The organism is Micromonospora sicca (assembly GCF_003172935.1).
GTDB lineage: Bacteria > Actinomycetota > Actinomycetes > Mycobacteriales > Micromonosporaceae > Micromonospora > Micromonospora sicca.
Map to the genome: position 1 here is coordinate 1 of NZ_QGKS01000175.1, position 14080 is coordinate 14080.

Sequence of the window (14080 nt, forward strand, 5' to 3'; positions counted from 1 at the left end):
GCTCTCCGTCGTCCCGGGCCTGACACCGCCACCATCCCGGAAGGCGAGGTCACCATGAGACGCGTCCGACCATGGGCCGGCGGCGCAGCCGCGGGCCCTGCTGAGGGTCACGAGCTGATTGGGGCGGCGCCCGCCGTCGCAGGACCGCAACAAGGGCGAGAATGACCTGCGCCAGCTCCGGATGTCGGTGGTAGCGCGAGATTACGGCAGGAAGTATTCGGCCATGAGCCGACCGACCCATTGCGGCTGCCGAACGTCGGTGGGCTGGAATTCGATCATGGTGGGTTTGATGTCGATGACCGGTGTGCCCGATATCGCGTCGAGTCCGAGCACCTCGAGTTCCCGGCTGTTCACGGAGGTGATCCGGCAGGTGGTCATGCCGAGGCGGTTGGGACGCCGCGGTCCGCGATCCGCGAACATCCCTACTTCCGGCAGATCGGCCCGGCCGCGTGGTCGCCGCGGCCGGTAGTCCGGCCGTTCCGTCGTCCGGTCGAACACGAAGAAGACGTCGACGTGGGAGAAGTCGGCCAGGCCGAGCAGGCATTCGTCACCGAACCGTTCGTCGACGACGATGGTGCTGGTCACCGCTCCCCAATGGTCTGTCACTGCGCTGTCCGTGCGGTCGTTGCGCACAGTGCCGATGGGGTTCATGACGAAATGCATAGTTCACCTTCCGGGCGTGAACCACCGGCGGCTTGCGGCCGGCGGCTGGGCAGATGGTCCTGTCCGAGCTGCGGTCAGGTACGGATGGAACGGTCGGTCCGGTGGACCTCGACGCTCGAGGTTGCCGACGCCAGCCGCCGACCGTCTCGAATGTTGAATGACATCAGCGCGAGGTTGATCGCGCCGGCGGCCAACTCGACCGCCTGCACCGTGTAGAGGAGCGTGCCGAACTCACCACGTGATGCGAGTCCGTCGAGGTAGAGCGCGGCGGGGACCAGGACCAACAGCCCGATACCCGCGATGAACAGCATGCGGCGCTTCTTGGCGACGATCCCGGGGTTGGTCGCGCTGCCGGCCGTCGCGGATCCGGTCAGCCCGGCGATCCCCAGTGCGGGGACGAGGACGAAGAGTCCCCAGACGACGGCCTGCCTGGTGTCAGCGATCTGGTGGTGCGACCCGAGCAGCACCGCGAGGACGGTCGAGAGCCAGAACGCCAGGATCGTCACGAAGCCCGTCGCTGCCGCGATCACGTGCAGGCGCTTGATCATGGGGTACTCCTAACTGATGGCCTGCGGCGGCTGGGTCAGGTTCGGGTGCGGTACAGATGCATGGTCAGCGGCCCGAAGACCGCCACGAGCAGGCCGGAGGCGATGAGGACCCCGCCGATCTGACCAGCCTGGGCCGTGCCGTGCATGAGGCCGCGTACCGCGTCCACGAGCAGGCTGACCGGATTGACCTCGACGAACGTCCGCAGCCAACCGGGCATGGTCTGCGGGTCGACGAAGACGTTGCTGGCGAAGGTGAGAGGGAACTGGACGAGGAAGCTCACTGCGCTGATGGCGCTCGGTGTGCGCAGGACGAGCCCGAGCGACGCCCAGACCCAGGACAGGCCGAAGGCGAACGCGAGGACGAGGGCGATCGCCAGCAGCACGCCGATGACGCCGCCGTCGGGCCGGAAGCCCATGGCCAGTCCCAGGGCGACGACCAGTCCTGCGGCGAGCAGGTTGCGGGCGGCGTCGCTGATCAGGCCGCCCACGATGAGGGCCGGGCGCCAGATCGGCATCGAGCGGAAGCGGTCGATGACGCCACTGGTGATGTCGGTCTTCAGGTTGACGCCCGCGTACACGGTGATGAGCAGCACGGCGAAGACCATGGTGCCGGGGAGGAGGAACTGGAGGTACTCGCGGGTCGAGCCGGCCATGGCTCCGCCGAACAGGTACGTGAACATGACCGTGAACAGGATCGGGATCATGATCGCGTCCGCGAGCTGTTCCGGGACGTGCTTGATCTTCAGCAAGGCCCGGCGGGCGAACGTCAGTGACGCGGACAGGGCACTCGTCCGAGGCGGCCGTGGACGGGTCGACAGGGCGTCGCGGAGGGCCCGATCGGGCGAGCCCGGCGCGTGATGTGTGGTCGATGCTGTGGTCATGGTGCCTGCTCCTGGTGGGCGTCGGTGCCGGCCTGCGCCGGTTGCCCGGTGAGGGCGAGGAAGACCTCGTCGAGGCTGGGCTGGCCGAGTGCGAACGTGGTGACGTCGATTCCGGCGCGGGCCAGGCCGGCCAAGGCGAGCGAGGCGCGCCCGGGACCGTCGACACGGGCGGACAGCGCGTCGTCGTCGGGTCCGGTCTGGACCGTGGTGCCGAGGACGTCGGTCAGCAGCCGTTCGGCCTCGGGCCGGTGGGCCGGGTCGAATACGCGGACCTGGACGGTTCCCGCCCCCACCGAGGCCTTGAGCTGGGCGGGTGTGCCCTCCGCGATGATCCGGCCGTGGTCGATGACGGCGAGCCGGTCGGCGAGCTGGTCGGCCTCGTCGAGGTACTGCGTAGTGAGCAGCACCGTGGTGCCCTCGTCGGTAAGGGCCCGCACGATGTCCCACACCTGGTTACGGCTGCGCGGATCCAGGCCCGTGGTCGGTTCGTCGAGGAACAGCAGATCCGGGGTGACGATGATGCTCGCGGCGATGTCGAGCCGCCGGCGCATGCCTCCCGAGTACGTCTTGACGGTTCGGCCGCCCGCCTCGGTGAGGCCGAAGCCGTCCAGCAGTTCGTCGGCTCGGGCCCCGGCCTGGGTCCTGCCGAGGCCGAGCAGCCGGGCGAGGATCATGAGGTTCTCGGATCCCGTCAGCTCCTCGTCGATCGAGGCGAACTGACCGGTCAGGCTTATCCGTTCGCGTACGCGGTCGGCCTCGCGGACGACGTCGTGGCCGAACACCCGCGCGGTTCCGCCGTCAGGTTGCAGCAGGGTGGCCAGTACGCGGATGGTCGTGGTCTTGCCTGCCCCGTTCGGGCCGAGGAAGCCGAACACGCCGCCGGTGGGTACGACGAGGTCGACCCCGTCGACGGCGCGGGCGGTGCGGAAGGCCTTGACCAGACCGGTGGCTTCGATCGCAGGTTCGGTCCGTACGCCGTCGGTCGGCGTGGACAGGTCACCGCTCATCGACGATCTCCATCTGCTCCACGGTGACGTCCCTGGCCAGGGCGAACGCCGCGGTCGACTCGGGCCGGGTCGGCGCGATCTCGCGGGCCGTCTGGAGCCCCTCGGCGGACTCCCACCGCCAGATCCCGATCCAGGTCTCGTCATCGAGCTTCCCGAGCCGCGCCTCGGCGAGTCCGGGCACCGCCGACCTGACGGCGGAGACCAGTGCGGCGTGCCTGACCCGCAACTCCTCCGCATCGGCGGGATCGATCGTGAACCGGGTCATCGTTACAACAGGCATCTCTGGAGCCTTTCGCTAGAGGCGTTCACTAGTGACGACTTCTAGAGGTACGCTATTGCGGTGACCGATGTCAAGCGAGTGAACAAGCGGACCCAGAAGGCCGCGGAGACCCGGAGATGCATCCTGGAGGCCGCCCGTGGTCTGTTCGTCGACCATGGGTACGGCGCGACCAACATGCAGGATGTCGCCGCGCGCGCGGGTGTGGCCGTGCAGACGATCTACTTCGTCTTCGGCAACAAGCGGTCGCTACTGAAGGAGCTCGTCGACGTGACCATCGCCGGGGACGACGAGCCGGTCGCGACGATGAACCGACCGTGGTTTCGTGACGCCCTGGCAGCGGCGACCGCCGACGCCCAGCTAAGGGCACACGTCCGGGGCACCCGCGAGATCTTGGAACGGGTCGCGGTGATCACGAAGATGGTCGCCACGGCTGCCGCGACCGACGCTGACGTCGCGCAGCTCTGGCCACATGGCGAGAACCCCAGGTTCGAGGTGCACACAGCCGCCGCGAAGGCCCTGGTCGCCAAGCCGGGAGCGCGCCCGGGAGTCTCCACCGAAACCGCCGCCGATCTCCTGTACGCCCTACTGAGCACCGAGCTCTACCTGCTGTTCGTGCGTGACCGCGGCTGGTCACCCGAGCAATGGGAACAGTGGACCTACAACACCCTGCGTCCCCAGCTCTGCTCCACCTAGACGGTCATCGCGAGGCACCTGCGGCGCGACCTCCCGCTGACGGAACTCTGCCGGGCGTGCTGCAGGCATTCGGACCACCACATGCCGGCGTGCTGGTGGTCGCGAAGCCAGTGGACGCGGGACGCCGCTCAGGGTGGGCCGGTGCGGTTGGCGGACAGGACCCGCTCGAGTTTCTCGGGCTGTGGAATCTGACGGCATGCCAGCCTGATGCGCGCGCGGCCGCGACGTTCACGGGACTGTCGTCGATGAAGAGGGTGTCGCCGCCCTTGGCGCCGAGGTGCGCGGCGACTGCGCTGAAGGCGGCGAGGTCAGAGGCGCCGTCCAGTCGCAACCTGACAGCCTTACGGATCACTTCATCAGGACCGAGGCGGCAATCTCGGCCGTGGTGTGGGGCGTGTCGCGACCCGGCACCACCGGTGCCAGCACCGATACCCTCGACGGCCAGGTAGTCAACCTGGACGGCTCTGCCTGACGAGTTGAGGGGTTCGGACACACGCACGTCGAGGTCGCCCCGCACCGGCGGCCTTCGCGACTTTGGAAGCCAGGGCGGGGAGAGACCTCACCAGGAGGAAGCCCCGAGGATCGCTCGCCGACCGACTCCGGCGGCGCCGGCTCCGTGCTGATCCGGCCGCTCGACGCGCGTGTCCCGCCGGACCCGGACTGCGACCAAGAGGTCTGGGACGAACAGGTCCGTCAGCACAAGCATCATCGATATTTGCAGCTATGAAGCCCGTCGCCGGAGCCGCCAGTAACGGGCTTCTCCTCTGTTGCCCCTTGACTCTGACCGGTTTCAGTCGATGCGCAGGCTCACCAGCGCGCCGGTCAGCTCCTGTTCGGCGTACTGGCGGGGGTCCCGGTCGGCGACCATGACCAGGTAGGCGTCCTGCCCGGTCGGCACCCCGCGGACGGAGAACCACAATCGGCAGGTGCCGTCGGTGAGCGCGCGCGGGTCGGTCAGCCTCCCGGCGGCCAACCCGCCTGTGGTCGTGATGAGCACCGGGGCACCGTCGACGACGTCGGCGTGGGCGCCCGTGCCGGCGCAGCCGCCGTGGTCGTCCCTGGTGAAGGACGCGCCGTCGCCGAGCACCACCGCGCCGGAGACCACGAAGGTGCCCGTGGTGGGCCGGCTCGCAGCGGCGCCGGTGCGCGGTCCGCTGTTGTTGAGGAACATGGTGAGGGCGAGTGCGAGCCCCGCGGCGGCGCCGGCCCACGTCCAGAGCGGGCGCCGTGAGGTCGGCTCCGGGTGCAACGGCTGCATGGGCTCCCCTGCGCGGTCAGGCCCGCCGGTGTCGGGCGGGACGGTCGGGGGGAAGTGTCGTCGAAGATCGTTTATCTTCGCAACCCCGTTCGCGGGGTGCCGCCGCGGACGGGGACCTGGAAGAACCACCTCATCCCGGTCGACCTCCTGATTTCAACAGCGGCCGCGCGGTCCCTAGGGTTGCGAGGTGAGTCAGGGCGGCGAGCATGACGTGGAGCAACCCTTGGCCGGGGGTCGTTTGACGGTTGGTGTGGTGCGGGGTGGAGACACGGTGCGCGCCCGGCCCCGCCTGCGGGGACTGTTGCATTACCGGTTCGGTAGACACGGTGAATCGCGCTGGGAGCGCTGGTTAGATCGCCTGGGCCAGCTCGGTGAAAGCCTCGGCCACCCGAGTGGCGGGTGGGGAATCGATGGCGAGTTCGTAGTGTCCGCGGCGGAGGTTCTGGACGAAGGCATGCCCTGCGATGATTGTTTGAGCTGTTCGGTCGTTGCGTAGCCCTCGCATCGGTTTGAGTCGGTGCTTGAGCTGGCCGTGGTCGGATTCGATCGGATTGTTCGCATACTGCTCGACGTGGTGCCACGCCTGTGGGATCAGCTCGTCGAGCACGCCGGGATGGATCGCAGCCGCGTCGGTGATCACCTCGGACGGCGTCACCTTCACCGTCGCCAGTACTCGCCGGAAGAACCGCCGGGCTGCGGCGGCGTCACGGCGGGCGGAGACGAGCACGTCGATGACCTGGCCGTGCTGGTCGATGGCCCGGTACACGTAACCTGGCCCCCGGGTACGCCGGCGGCCGGTCGACCAGATCGCCATCGTCGACGGCACCCTCATCCCTACCCGGGACCACCGTCTCGCCGCACCGAGCAAGAACTACCGCTACTCGACGAACCTGCAGGTCGCCATCGACGCCAGCACCCGCCTCGTCATCGCCATCAGCGAGCCGCAGCCGGGCAACCGCAACGACACCATCGTCTACCGCACCAGACGGCGTGGTGCATGGGAAGGGCGACACTCCTGCCACCAGTGAGCCGCGAGGTGCCGGGTCAGCTCCGATGGCAGCTACGGACGGGTGTCAACCGGGAGGGCTGCCGGTGGCGGGACGACGTCGCGCGGTGGTCGCGACGCGGGGCGGGTCCGGGCGCGCAGCAGGTGGTGCAGCACCACCAGGGGAGCCACGCCGGCCGGGTACCAGGCCAGGTCGACCGGGTCGAACTGCACACCCAGCGCCAGCCTCGCCGCCAGGCTCCGCGCCGACAGCTCGGCCGGCACCCCGGTCAGCTGCGCGCACTCCACCACCCAGCAGAAGACGGTGGCGACCGTCCCGGCCGGCACCGGCGCCATCCGCGGCCACAGGAACAGCACCCCGGCCCAGACCATCGACGCGTACAGCCCAGTGCCGGAGTACTGCCGCAGTGCCCCGTCGTCGACGACGCGGATCAGCAGTGCGAGGCCCAGGAACAGCAGCGCGGCCACTGGCATGAGCAGCCGCACCGTACGGGCCGTGATCGACATTCTGGCGACGGTAGCCACCCCACCAACGGTACGGGCCGAGCGTCGACTCCGGTCCGGCGGTTACAGCGGCACGAGCCCGGCGGCCAGGTCCGCGGCGGACACCAGCGTCCACGGTGCCCCGGACCGCCCTGCGAGCAGCAGGGCGGTCGAGCCGTCGGCCACCTCGCCGTCGAGGAGCACCCCCAGCCGGTCCTGGTCCACCGTCGCGACGAACATCTTCGCCGCCCGGGGCAGCGGCGACACGCCCTCCCCGGCGTCGCGGGTCGCCGCCGCCCGGACCGCGGCCACGGCCTCCGCGCCGCGGCCGACCGGCACCTGCGTGGTGGTGTCGTCGGCGTGCGCGACGACGATCCGGTCGACCCGCGCCGAGGCGTGCCAGGCGGCGAGGTCCAGCACGGTCGGGCGGGTGCCGGCGCCGAAGTGTTCCCACACGTCGGCGGCGAGTCGGCCGAGCCGCGCGCCGTACCCGCCGACGTTGTGGCCGTACCCGGCGATCGGCAAACTCGCGTCGATCCACATCACCTCGCCGGCGCGGCTCCACTTGATGCCGCCGCAATCGGCTGGCTGACGGTGGGCGTGGTCAATGACGACTCGGTCCTACGTTCAGGTGAACCGATCATCCGGTGGTGAATAGATGATCAAGGGCCGGTCTGGGGTGTTCTCCGGCGTGAGACGAACCCGCTTTCCTAGCTGACGGCTGATGTTGCGCAGGAAGCAGCACAGGATGTCCAGCTGGTGCTGCCCCTGCAGCTGCGTGCGGTCGAAGTCGAACCCGCAACTGCCGCCGACCAGGCGTTACGGTGCGTCACCAGCGGCCAGTAAGTGAACACCTGCTCCGGCCGACGATTGTGCGCCGGAGGCGCTAGGCCCAGGGTGGGATGTATCGGCCCACGTAGTCGCGAGCGCGGGGGAGCGGGTCATGCCAATACTGGTTCGGCATGCGGTGGTGGTGCTTCTCGCAGAACTCGGCGAGACTTTCCATGATCTTGATGCGCTCTAGCGGGTGGCCTTCGAAGTCTGTGTTGACCATCAGCAACTGCGGCTCGGGATTCCAGCCCGAGTGGTCGAGCGCCCAGCCATCCCAGATCGCGTAGGTGTGAAAGACCTGCCGGTCGCCCGCGAAGCGCAAGGCCGCTATCTCGATCGGCCGGTCTGGGTAGGAATCTCGGCAGACCCAGGCGAGGATGTGACACGCTCCGGCAGCGAAGAAGGCTTGGTCCGTCCGTTCCCATGCGACGCGCTGGTCTGATCGCTCGATCGCCGTCCGACGGAACGCTCCCGCTGCTTTGGCTGCCACAACCCCGGACGTTAGTGGATGGCCCGACGCATCCGCTCGCGCCGCCGGCCGCGGCGGTCGGTAGCGGTGGAGCTTTGCCGGGCATGCGGGTCAGCGACCGGCCGGACGGTCTGGCGCCCGCCGGTTGCCTGCAACAAGTGGTACTCGACGATCCGCAGCCGCTGCCGGGCTACCGCTGCTTCCTTCCCGCGGATCCCTTCGCGGTGCCCCGTACGCGCCCTTCGGTGCGGTTGCGCAGCTGGACCACGGCCATGATGTGCAGGGTCCCGACGTCTGCCAGCAGCCGGGCTGCGCCTGAGGGGCCGATCGCGTGCAGGTCCATCAGGGCGGAGTTGCGGGCGACCACCAGCTCCTTGAGGTCCTTCTCCGCGGCCTTGTTTCTCTTGTCGATGCCCTCGAGTTCACCATGGGCTCGACGGCGAGGCGGCGTCTGGTTTTGCCCACGATGTCCCTGGGTCTGATGGTCGCGCACGTGCCTGCCGTGCGGGCAGAAACTGCTTTGCCCCGCCTGGGAACAGCTCCAGCAGCAGCCGGTGCACCGGTTGATGGTCTGCGTGCGCGGCCCAGCTCGTCGCGACGGTCGACCAGCATCCCCATCACCGTCTCACCGTCATGCAGCAGGCGGTGGGCGAGTACGCCCGGCCCGGCGACTGGTCGATCCAGCGCCGGCCGGGCGGTACGGCGCAGCCCCCGACAATGGGAAGGCCCCCGGCAACAACGTCAAGGTGTCGATCGCGATCGGCGGCGGGAACGACGGCAACGACTCCGCGATCGAGGCAGCCGCATCCCGCCCCAAGGCGCTTCGCGGCAGCCCATCCATGGCGGATGCCCTCGCTCCAGACATTGATATTGATCGACTCTATCGCAATAATTAACTTCCTTAACAGCTTGCTCCGCAGTCTCGGCCGAGCTCCCGCCACCGACCGACGGGCCAACCCGCTACGGCCCAACCCGGTGACCAGCCTGCCGCCTCGGCGGACCGTCCCGCATCGACCGCTCTGCACGGAAAGGACCAGGACATGGCGCGACAATTGGCCGGGGCCGCTTCCTCTCGGCCCCGCATCCGGTTGGCCGCGGCGCTCGCCGCGGCCACGCTCGTCATACCCGCGAGCCTGACGGTCAGCATGCCCGCGGCATCCGCGGCCGTCGTGGGGGCCATCACCGGGTATGGCGGCAAGTGTGTCGACGTCGCCGGGGCGAACCCGGCCAACGGCACCCAGGTGCAGCTCTTCACCTGCAACGGCACTGCGGCGCAACAGTGGACCGTCGCCGACGACGGCACGATGCGGGCGCTCGGCAAGTGCCTCGACGTGGCCGCAGCCGGCACCGCCAACGGCGCCAAGGTGCAGATCTACGACTGCAACGGCACCGGCGCACAGCAGTGGTCGTACGCGAGCGGACAATTGATGAACCCGGCCTCCGGCAAGTGCCTCGACGCGACCGGCCCGAGCTCGGCCGACGGCACCTCGCTGCAGATCTGGACCTGTACCGGCGCCGCCAACCAGAGCTGGACGCTGCCCACCGGCGATGGCACCCCACCCCCCTCGGGCGGGTTCACGCACCCCGGGGTACTGGTCAGCCGCAGCCAGCTCGACTTCGTCCGGTCCCGGGTGCAGGCCGGCGCGCAGCCCTGGGCCTCGGCCTACAACCAGATGATGAGTAGCTGGTACGCCAACCTGTCGCGAAACCCGGCGCCCCGCTCGGTCGTCGAGTGTGGCTCCTACTCCAACCCCAACTACGGCTGCACCGACGAGCGCGAAGACGCCATCGCCGCATACACCACCGCGCTCGCCTGGTACCTCACCGGGGACGGCCGGTACGCCCAGAAGTCGATACAGATCATGGACGCCTGGTCGGCGACGATCACTTCACACACCGGCAGCAACGCCCCGTTGCAGACCGGCTGGGCGGGTTCGGTCTGGCCCCGGGCCGCGGAGATCATCCGGTACACGTACGGCAGTTGGCCCAACGCCACCCGGTTCACCACCATGCTGCGCAACGTCTACCTGCCGGTGGTCCGCAACGGCTCCAACAGCAACGGCAACTGGGAGCTGAGCATGATGGAGGCCGCGGTCGGCATCTCTGTCTTCCTGGATGACCAGGCCAGCTACGACGCGGCGGTCACCCGCTACCTCAACCGCACCCGGGCCTTCATCTACCTGCCCAGTGACGGCACCCTGCCGTACACGGTGCCTGGCAGCGGGCTGGACACCAGCAGCGAGATCATTAACTACTGGCACGGCCAGTCGACCTTCGTCGCCGGCCTCGCCCAGGAGACCTGCCGCGACTTCACCCACACCGGCTACGGGATCTCCGCCATCTCGCACATTGCGGAGACCTCCCGGATTCAGGGACGGGACCTGTATCCGCAGGTCGGTGAGCGGTTGCGGCACGCCCTTGGCTTCCACTCGAAGTACCAGCTCGGCGAGCCGGCACCCTCCTGGCTCTGCGGCGGCAGTCTCAACCGGGGTCTCGGGCCGATCACCGAGGTCGGCTACAACGCGATGGCCAACCGCCTCGGTTACGCGATGGCCAACACCCAGACCCTGACCATGCAGCAGCGCCCCGCCGGCAGCAACAACCTCTTCGTCGCCTGGGAGACCCTGACCCACGGCGACAACCCGTCCTGACCACGCCGCCAGGGCCAGCCGCCGTCATACCGCCGGCGGCGGCCCGACCCGCCCATTCCGATCCGGCCCGGCGTGACCCGGCTCCGCGCCGGGCCACACCGGCAGGCCGGAACCGACTCCGTCTGCGCCGGTGCTGAGCCGGACCCGGTAAGGCGTACGCGTCGGCGCCACCGGCGCGGGCCGGGGCCGGTCAGGTGGCGAGGGCGAACAGATCCCGGGCGGGCCCCGTGAGCTGTAGCCCGGCCGCCCAGACTGCACGCGGGTCGCGGCGCAGCGGCAGCCCCACGAAGGGTACGGCGACGAGTGTCGCGGCGGTCAGCTCGGCGGTGACGGCCAGCGAGCTGAGCATGGCCGGCCACTGCCGGCAGCGACCGCGTGTTTGATCGCGGTGGCGGGGAGAGCTGCAACAACGGCGTGGCGATCTCGGTGAGGCCCTGCTGGTCCTGGGGCGTGCCCTGCCGAAATCACTGCGCGCTGCTGGCGACCCTCGCCACCAGTCGCCTGGCAGCCGAAGACCACCCGCACGCACACTTCGCCCCGCTTCCCTCCCTGGGTTCTGTCTCTGTCTTCGCCGCCCTACGGTCCTCCCCACCTGGTCATGGGGGGTCATGGGTCGGATGTGGACGGGGCTCAGGCGGCAGAGAAATAATAATTTAGGAATTAATATTGACAGCTTGCGGTAGCCAGGGGCAAGATCCCGGAAACAAACCTCAGGAGCACGGGCATGACTGGTCTGGCAGCCGATCGGGGGCCGTCCGCAACGGACTCGGAGTGTCCGGTCGCCGCGACCCTCATCGACGGCTGCGTCACCTCCACGTCAGACATTTCCAGCCTCCCGCTGAAGGTGTCCGACTCGAGCAGGACCGTCGCGCGCGCGGCACCGGCCGCAGATCGCGCGGTGCCGCTCCAGGCTTTCCGTGCCGGTGGGCTGGCCGCCCAGCGGCACGGAGGCGAGGTCCAGCCGGAGCACGAGCAGGTCCAGAAGGTGGCCGGCACGGAGCTCGACGCGGCGCCCCCCCATTCCTCGGCAGCGAAGGAATCCGATGTGAAACGACTTGTACCCACCGCCCTGCTCGCCGTCACGGTTAGTCTCTTGACCGCATCCACACCCGCTCACGCCGGCCCGGCGGCCGGCACTGTCGGTGGCGCGGAGTCAGCAGCTCAGCAGCTGCTCAGCCCGACGCCGTACCAGGGCTGGAACACCTACTTCGGCCTCGGCGGCAACTTCTTCGCGGAGTCGGTGAAGGAGGTCGCCGACGCCCTGGTCTCCCGCGGCCTGGCTCGGGCCGGCTACGACATCGTCTGGCTCGACGGCGGCTGGCAGGACCCGGAGCCGCGGACGGCCGCCGGCGACCTGCAGGCCGACCGGACCCGTTTCCCGAACGGGTTGAAGCCGCTGGTTGACTACATCCACGCCAAGGGCCTGAGGGCGGGCATCTACACCGACGCCGGACCGTACATTCCCGGCAAGTGCGGACTCGGCAGCGGCGGCTACTACCAGCGCGATGCGGACCAGTTCGCCGCCTGGGAGTTCGACGCGGTGAAGGTGGACTTCCTCTGCGGAATCGCCGCGAACCTCGACCCGAAGACCGTCTACACCGAGTTCGCCCGGGCGCTGCGGAACAACGCCAGCGGCCGTCCGATCATCTTCAACCTGTGCAACCCGGTGACCTCGCCCGACTGGGGCATGTACCCGGAGGAGCAGCAGTCGACGTACTCCTGGACGTACGCACCGGAGATCGCGCAGTCCTGGCGGACCTACACCGACGTGGGCTTCGTCGGGGACATCAAGTTCAAGGACGTGCTGCGCAACTACGACGCGAACGCGCGGCATCCTGAGGTTGCCGGGCCCGGCCACTACAACGACCCGGACTACCTCGCCCCGGGACTCGGGATGACCGACGAGGAGTTCCGGACCCAGATGACTCTGTGGGCGGCGGCCGCGGCGCCGCTGGTGATCGGTAGCGACGTACGCAAGCTGAGCCAGACCTCCGTCGACATCCTCACCGACCCCGACATGCTGGCGATCAACCAGGACGCCGCCGGTGTCCAGGCCGTCCGGGTCGGCCCGGCGGGCACCACGGAGACGTGGGTGAAGCGCCTGGCCGACGGCGACCGGGCCGTGGTGCTGCTCAACCGCGGCGAGAGCCCGAAGGTGCTGACCACGACGGCCGCCTCGGTCGGCCTGTCCGGGGCGCGGTTCACCGTCGAGAACGCCTGGACCGATCAGATCACCGAGAGCGCCGGCACGATCAGCGCCGCTGTTCCGGCCCACGGCGCCGCATTGTTCCGGGTCGGCCCGGCCGCGGGCGTACCGGGTGTGCCGCACGTGACCGCCGGCCTGCCGCAGGTGACGCGGGTCGGCGCCGACCCGGTGCCGGACGGCTACGTGCCGATGGTCGCCGGTGGCGACGAGGCGCGGGTCGAGGTGGTCGTCCGCAACGACGGGCTGCGGCCGGTGTTCGCGCCGCAGGTCGGATTGGCAACGCCCGCCGGCTGGACGGTCCGCCCGTTGAGCAAGGCGCCGAGCGAACTGCTTCCCGGCCGCGCCGCCACCTTCGCCTTTGCGGTGGCGCTGCCGCCCTCGGCCGAACCCGGTGCCGCGTCCCTGACCGCCACCACGTCCTACGAGGTGCTCGGGCACGGACGGCTGCGGCAGACGACGGTCTCGGCGGTGGTGGTGGCGCCGGCGCCGCCGGACGGCGAGGTGGTGTTGTCGCATCACCAGTGGGTCAGCGCCACCAGCGGCTGGATGAGCCCGACGGTCGACCTCAGTGTCGGTGGTTGGTCGCCGATCAGCATGCTCGGCCAGGTGTACCCGATCGGCATCGGCGTAGCCTCGCCGTCCACGGTCCGGTACTACGTCGGCAAGGAGTGCAGCCGGCTGACCGCGGTCGTCGGTCTGGACGACGCGGTGCGCAACGTCGGACCGGAGGGGGCGACCGCGACCTTCCAGGTGATCGGCGACGGCCAGGTGCTGTTCGACACCGGCGTGCTGACCCGTGACGACATCCGTCAGGTCGACGTCGACCTGACCGGCGTCCGGGTGCTCGACCTGGTGGTCGGGGACGCGGGCGACGGGGGCTACAACGACCGGGCCAACTGGGCCGGCCTGAACGCCACCTGCTGAACCGGAAACAGTCGCACCCAGGTGACCTCATCTGGGTGCGACTGCTTTCTCCAGGTCGATCACCCGCGGGAACGAGGCCTCCCGGTCCGTGCTCACGTCGCTGCCACGAGCGGCGGCTCTGGACCCCCCGGCGACACCATCGCCGCCCGGTACACACGTGCCGTTCCGGCACCGGTTCAG

The 14080-nt window shown here is 69.5% G+C and carries 16 protein-coding genes and 2 pseudogenes; 5 read left to right on the plus strand and 13 right to left on the minus strand.

Going from position 1 to position 14080, the window contains the following annotated elements; translation table 11 throughout:
• Positions 1–201: 201 nt before the first annotated feature.
• The 5 genes from DKT69_RS09650 to DKT69_RS09670 all read right to left on the minus strand — a co-directional run bounded on the left by DKT69_RS09650 (position 202) and on the right by DKT69_RS09670 (position 3364).
• A complete protein-coding gene (locus DKT69_RS09650) occupies positions 202–663 on the minus strand; it encodes an SAM-dependent methyltransferase (protein WP_109801243.1) in 462 nt (153 codons plus the stop codon).
• A 74-nt stretch (positions 664–737) separates the two neighbouring features.
• Positions 738–1211 carry a hypothetical protein gene (locus tag DKT69_RS09655; RefSeq protein ID WP_109801244.1) on the minus strand — a complete coding sequence of 158 codons (474 nt, stop codon included), beginning with the start codon at positions 1209–1211 and terminating at the stop codon, positions 738–740.
• A 35-nt stretch (positions 1212–1246) separates the two neighbouring features.
• Positions 1247–2092, minus strand: coding sequence for an ABC transporter permease (locus DKT69_RS09660; protein ID WP_109801245.1), 846 nt, complete (start codon positions 2090–2092; stop codon positions 1247–1249).
• Positions 2089–3099 (minus strand): ATP-binding cassette domain-containing protein, encoded by a 1011-nt coding sequence (locus tag DKT69_RS09665; RefSeq protein WP_109801246.1) that lies wholly within the window; start codon positions 3097–3099, stop codon positions 2089–2091. The genes DKT69_RS09660 and DKT69_RS09665 overlap by 4 nt, the downstream gene beginning before the upstream one ends.
• Positions 3089–3364: an antibiotic biosynthesis monooxygenase gene (locus DKT69_RS09670; protein ID WP_236647450.1), complete on the minus strand. Its 276-nt coding sequence runs from the start codon at positions 3362–3364 to the stop codon at positions 3089–3091. The genes DKT69_RS09665 and DKT69_RS09670 overlap by 11 nt, the downstream gene beginning before the upstream one ends.
• A gap of 75 nt (positions 3365–3439) precedes the next feature.
• On the opposite strand from DKT69_RS09670, the gene DKT69_RS09675 reads away from it, so the two are divergent.
• Complete coding sequence (locus DKT69_RS09675) at positions 3440–4072, plus strand: TetR/AcrR family transcriptional regulator (protein WP_109801248.1); 633 nt, start codon at positions 3440–3442, stop codon at positions 4070–4072.
• Between the two features lie 4 nt (positions 4073–4076).
• Here DKT69_RS09675 and DKT69_RS41000 read toward each other — a convergent pair whose 3' ends face one another.
• From DKT69_RS41000 to DKT69_RS09690, 3 genes and pseudogenes are all read right to left on the minus strand, one after another.
• Positions 4077–4589, minus strand: coding sequence for an HAD-IA family hydrolase (locus DKT69_RS41000; RefSeq protein WP_109801249.1), 513 nt, complete (start codon positions 4587–4589; stop codon positions 4077–4079).
• A gap of 273 nt (positions 4590–4862) precedes the next feature.
• A complete protein-coding gene (locus DKT69_RS09685; protein WP_109801250.1) occupies positions 4863–5330 on the minus strand; it encodes a hypothetical protein in 468 nt (155 codons plus the stop codon).
• Positions 5331–5679: 349 nt separating this feature from the next.
• Positions 5680–6099 (minus strand): annotated as a pseudogene (locus DKT69_RS09690) (DDE-type integrase/transposase/recombinase); the annotation flags it as partial.
• 16 nt (positions 6100–6115) lie between these two features.
• On the opposite strand from DKT69_RS09690, the pseudogene DKT69_RS09695 reads away from it, so the two are divergent.
• A pseudogene (locus tag DKT69_RS09695) lies at positions 6116–6310 on the plus strand (transposase); the annotation flags it as partial.
• Positions 6311–6390: 80 nt separating this feature from the next.
• On the opposite strand, the gene DKT69_RS09700 reads toward DKT69_RS09695, so the two are convergent.
• From DKT69_RS09700 to DKT69_RS09715, 4 genes are all read right to left on the minus strand, one after another.
• Positions 6391–6843 carry a ribosomal maturation YjgA family protein gene (locus DKT69_RS09700; protein WP_109801252.1) on the minus strand — a complete coding sequence of 151 codons (453 nt, stop codon included), beginning with the start codon at positions 6841–6843 and terminating at the stop codon, positions 6391–6393.
• A gap of 60 nt (positions 6844–6903) precedes the next feature.
• Positions 6904–7362: a hypothetical protein gene (locus tag DKT69_RS09705; protein ID WP_109801253.1), complete on the minus strand. Its 459-nt coding sequence runs from the start codon at positions 7360–7362 to the stop codon at positions 6904–6906.
• A gap of 343 nt (positions 7363–7705) precedes the next feature.
• On the minus strand, positions 7706–8140 hold the full coding sequence (locus DKT69_RS09710) for a hypothetical protein (RefSeq protein WP_109801254.1): 435 nt from the start codon (positions 8138–8140) through the stop codon (positions 7706–7708).
• 169 nt (positions 8141–8309) lie between these two features.
• Positions 8310–8612, minus strand: coding sequence for a hypothetical protein (locus DKT69_RS09715; protein WP_201749559.1), 303 nt, complete (start codon positions 8610–8612; stop codon positions 8310–8312).
• Between the two features lie 253 nt (positions 8613–8865).
• On the opposite strand from DKT69_RS09715, the gene DKT69_RS38895 reads away from it, so the two are divergent.
• Positions 8866–9015, plus strand: a complete 150-nt coding sequence (locus tag DKT69_RS38895) for a hypothetical protein (RefSeq protein ID WP_201749560.1) — start codon at positions 8866–8868, stop codon at positions 9013–9015.
• A 249-nt stretch (positions 9016–9264) separates the two neighbouring features.
• The gene (locus DKT69_RS39625; RefSeq protein ID WP_236647468.1) at positions 9265–10770 is read left to right on the plus strand and encodes a ricin-type beta-trefoil lectin domain protein; all 1506 of its coding nucleotides are present in this window, start codon (positions 9265–9267) and stop codon (positions 10768–10770) included.
• Between the two features lie 190 nt (positions 10771–10960).
• Here the strand turns inward: DKT69_RS39625 and DKT69_RS38225 are convergent, their stop codons facing one another.
• Positions 10961–11119 carry a type 2 periplasmic-binding domain-containing protein gene (locus DKT69_RS38225; RefSeq protein WP_161557790.1) on the minus strand — a complete coding sequence of 53 codons (159 nt, stop codon included), beginning with the start codon at positions 11117–11119 and terminating at the stop codon, positions 10961–10963.
• A gap of 696 nt (positions 11120–11815) precedes the next feature.
• Between DKT69_RS38225 and DKT69_RS09725 the strand changes: the two genes are divergently transcribed.
• Complete coding sequence (locus DKT69_RS09725) at positions 11816–13900, plus strand: NPCBM/NEW2 domain-containing protein (protein WP_201749561.1); 2085 nt, start codon at positions 11816–11818, stop codon at positions 13898–13900.
• Positions 13901–14080 lie beyond the last annotated feature (180 nt).

Bases quoted from the DNA above. Each gene is read 5' to 3' on its own strand.
- DKT69_RS09650 (WP_109801243.1), bottom strand. From the start codon at position 663: ATGCATTTCGTCATGAACCCCATCGGCACTGTGCGCAACGACCGCACG.
- DKT69_RS09655 (WP_109801244.1), bottom strand. From the start codon at position 1,211: ATGATCAAGCGCCTGCACGTGATCGCGGCAGCGACGGGCTTCGTGACG.
- DKT69_RS09660 (WP_109801245.1), bottom strand. From the start codon at position 2,092: ATGACCACAGCATCGACCACACATCACGCGCCGGGCTCGCCCGATCGG.
- DKT69_RS09665 (WP_109801246.1), bottom strand. From the start codon at position 3,099: ATGAGCGGTGACCTGTCCACGCCGACCGACGGCGTACGGACCGAACCT.
- DKT69_RS09670 (WP_236647450.1), bottom strand. From the start codon at position 3,364: ATGACCCGGTTCACGATCGATCCCGCCGATGCGGAGGAGTTGCGGGTC.
- DKT69_RS09685 (WP_109801250.1), bottom strand. From the start codon at position 5,330: ATGCAGCCGTTGCACCCGGAGCCGACCTCACGGCGCCCGCTCTGGACG.
- DKT69_RS09700 (WP_109801252.1), bottom strand. From the start codon at position 6,843: ATGTCGATCACGGCCCGTACGGTGCGGCTGCTCATGCCAGTGGCCGCG.
- DKT69_RS09705 (WP_109801253.1), bottom strand. From the start codon at position 7,362: ATGTGGATCGACGCGAGTTTGCCGATCGCCGGGTACGGCCACAACGTC.
- DKT69_RS39625 (WP_236647468.1), top strand. From the start codon at position 9,265: ATGCCCGCGGCATCCGCGGCCGTCGTGGGGGCCATCACCGGGTATGGC.
- DKT69_RS38225 (WP_161557790.1), bottom strand. From the start codon at position 11,119: ATGCTCAGCTCGCTGGCCGTCACCGCCGAGCTGACCGCCGCGACACTC.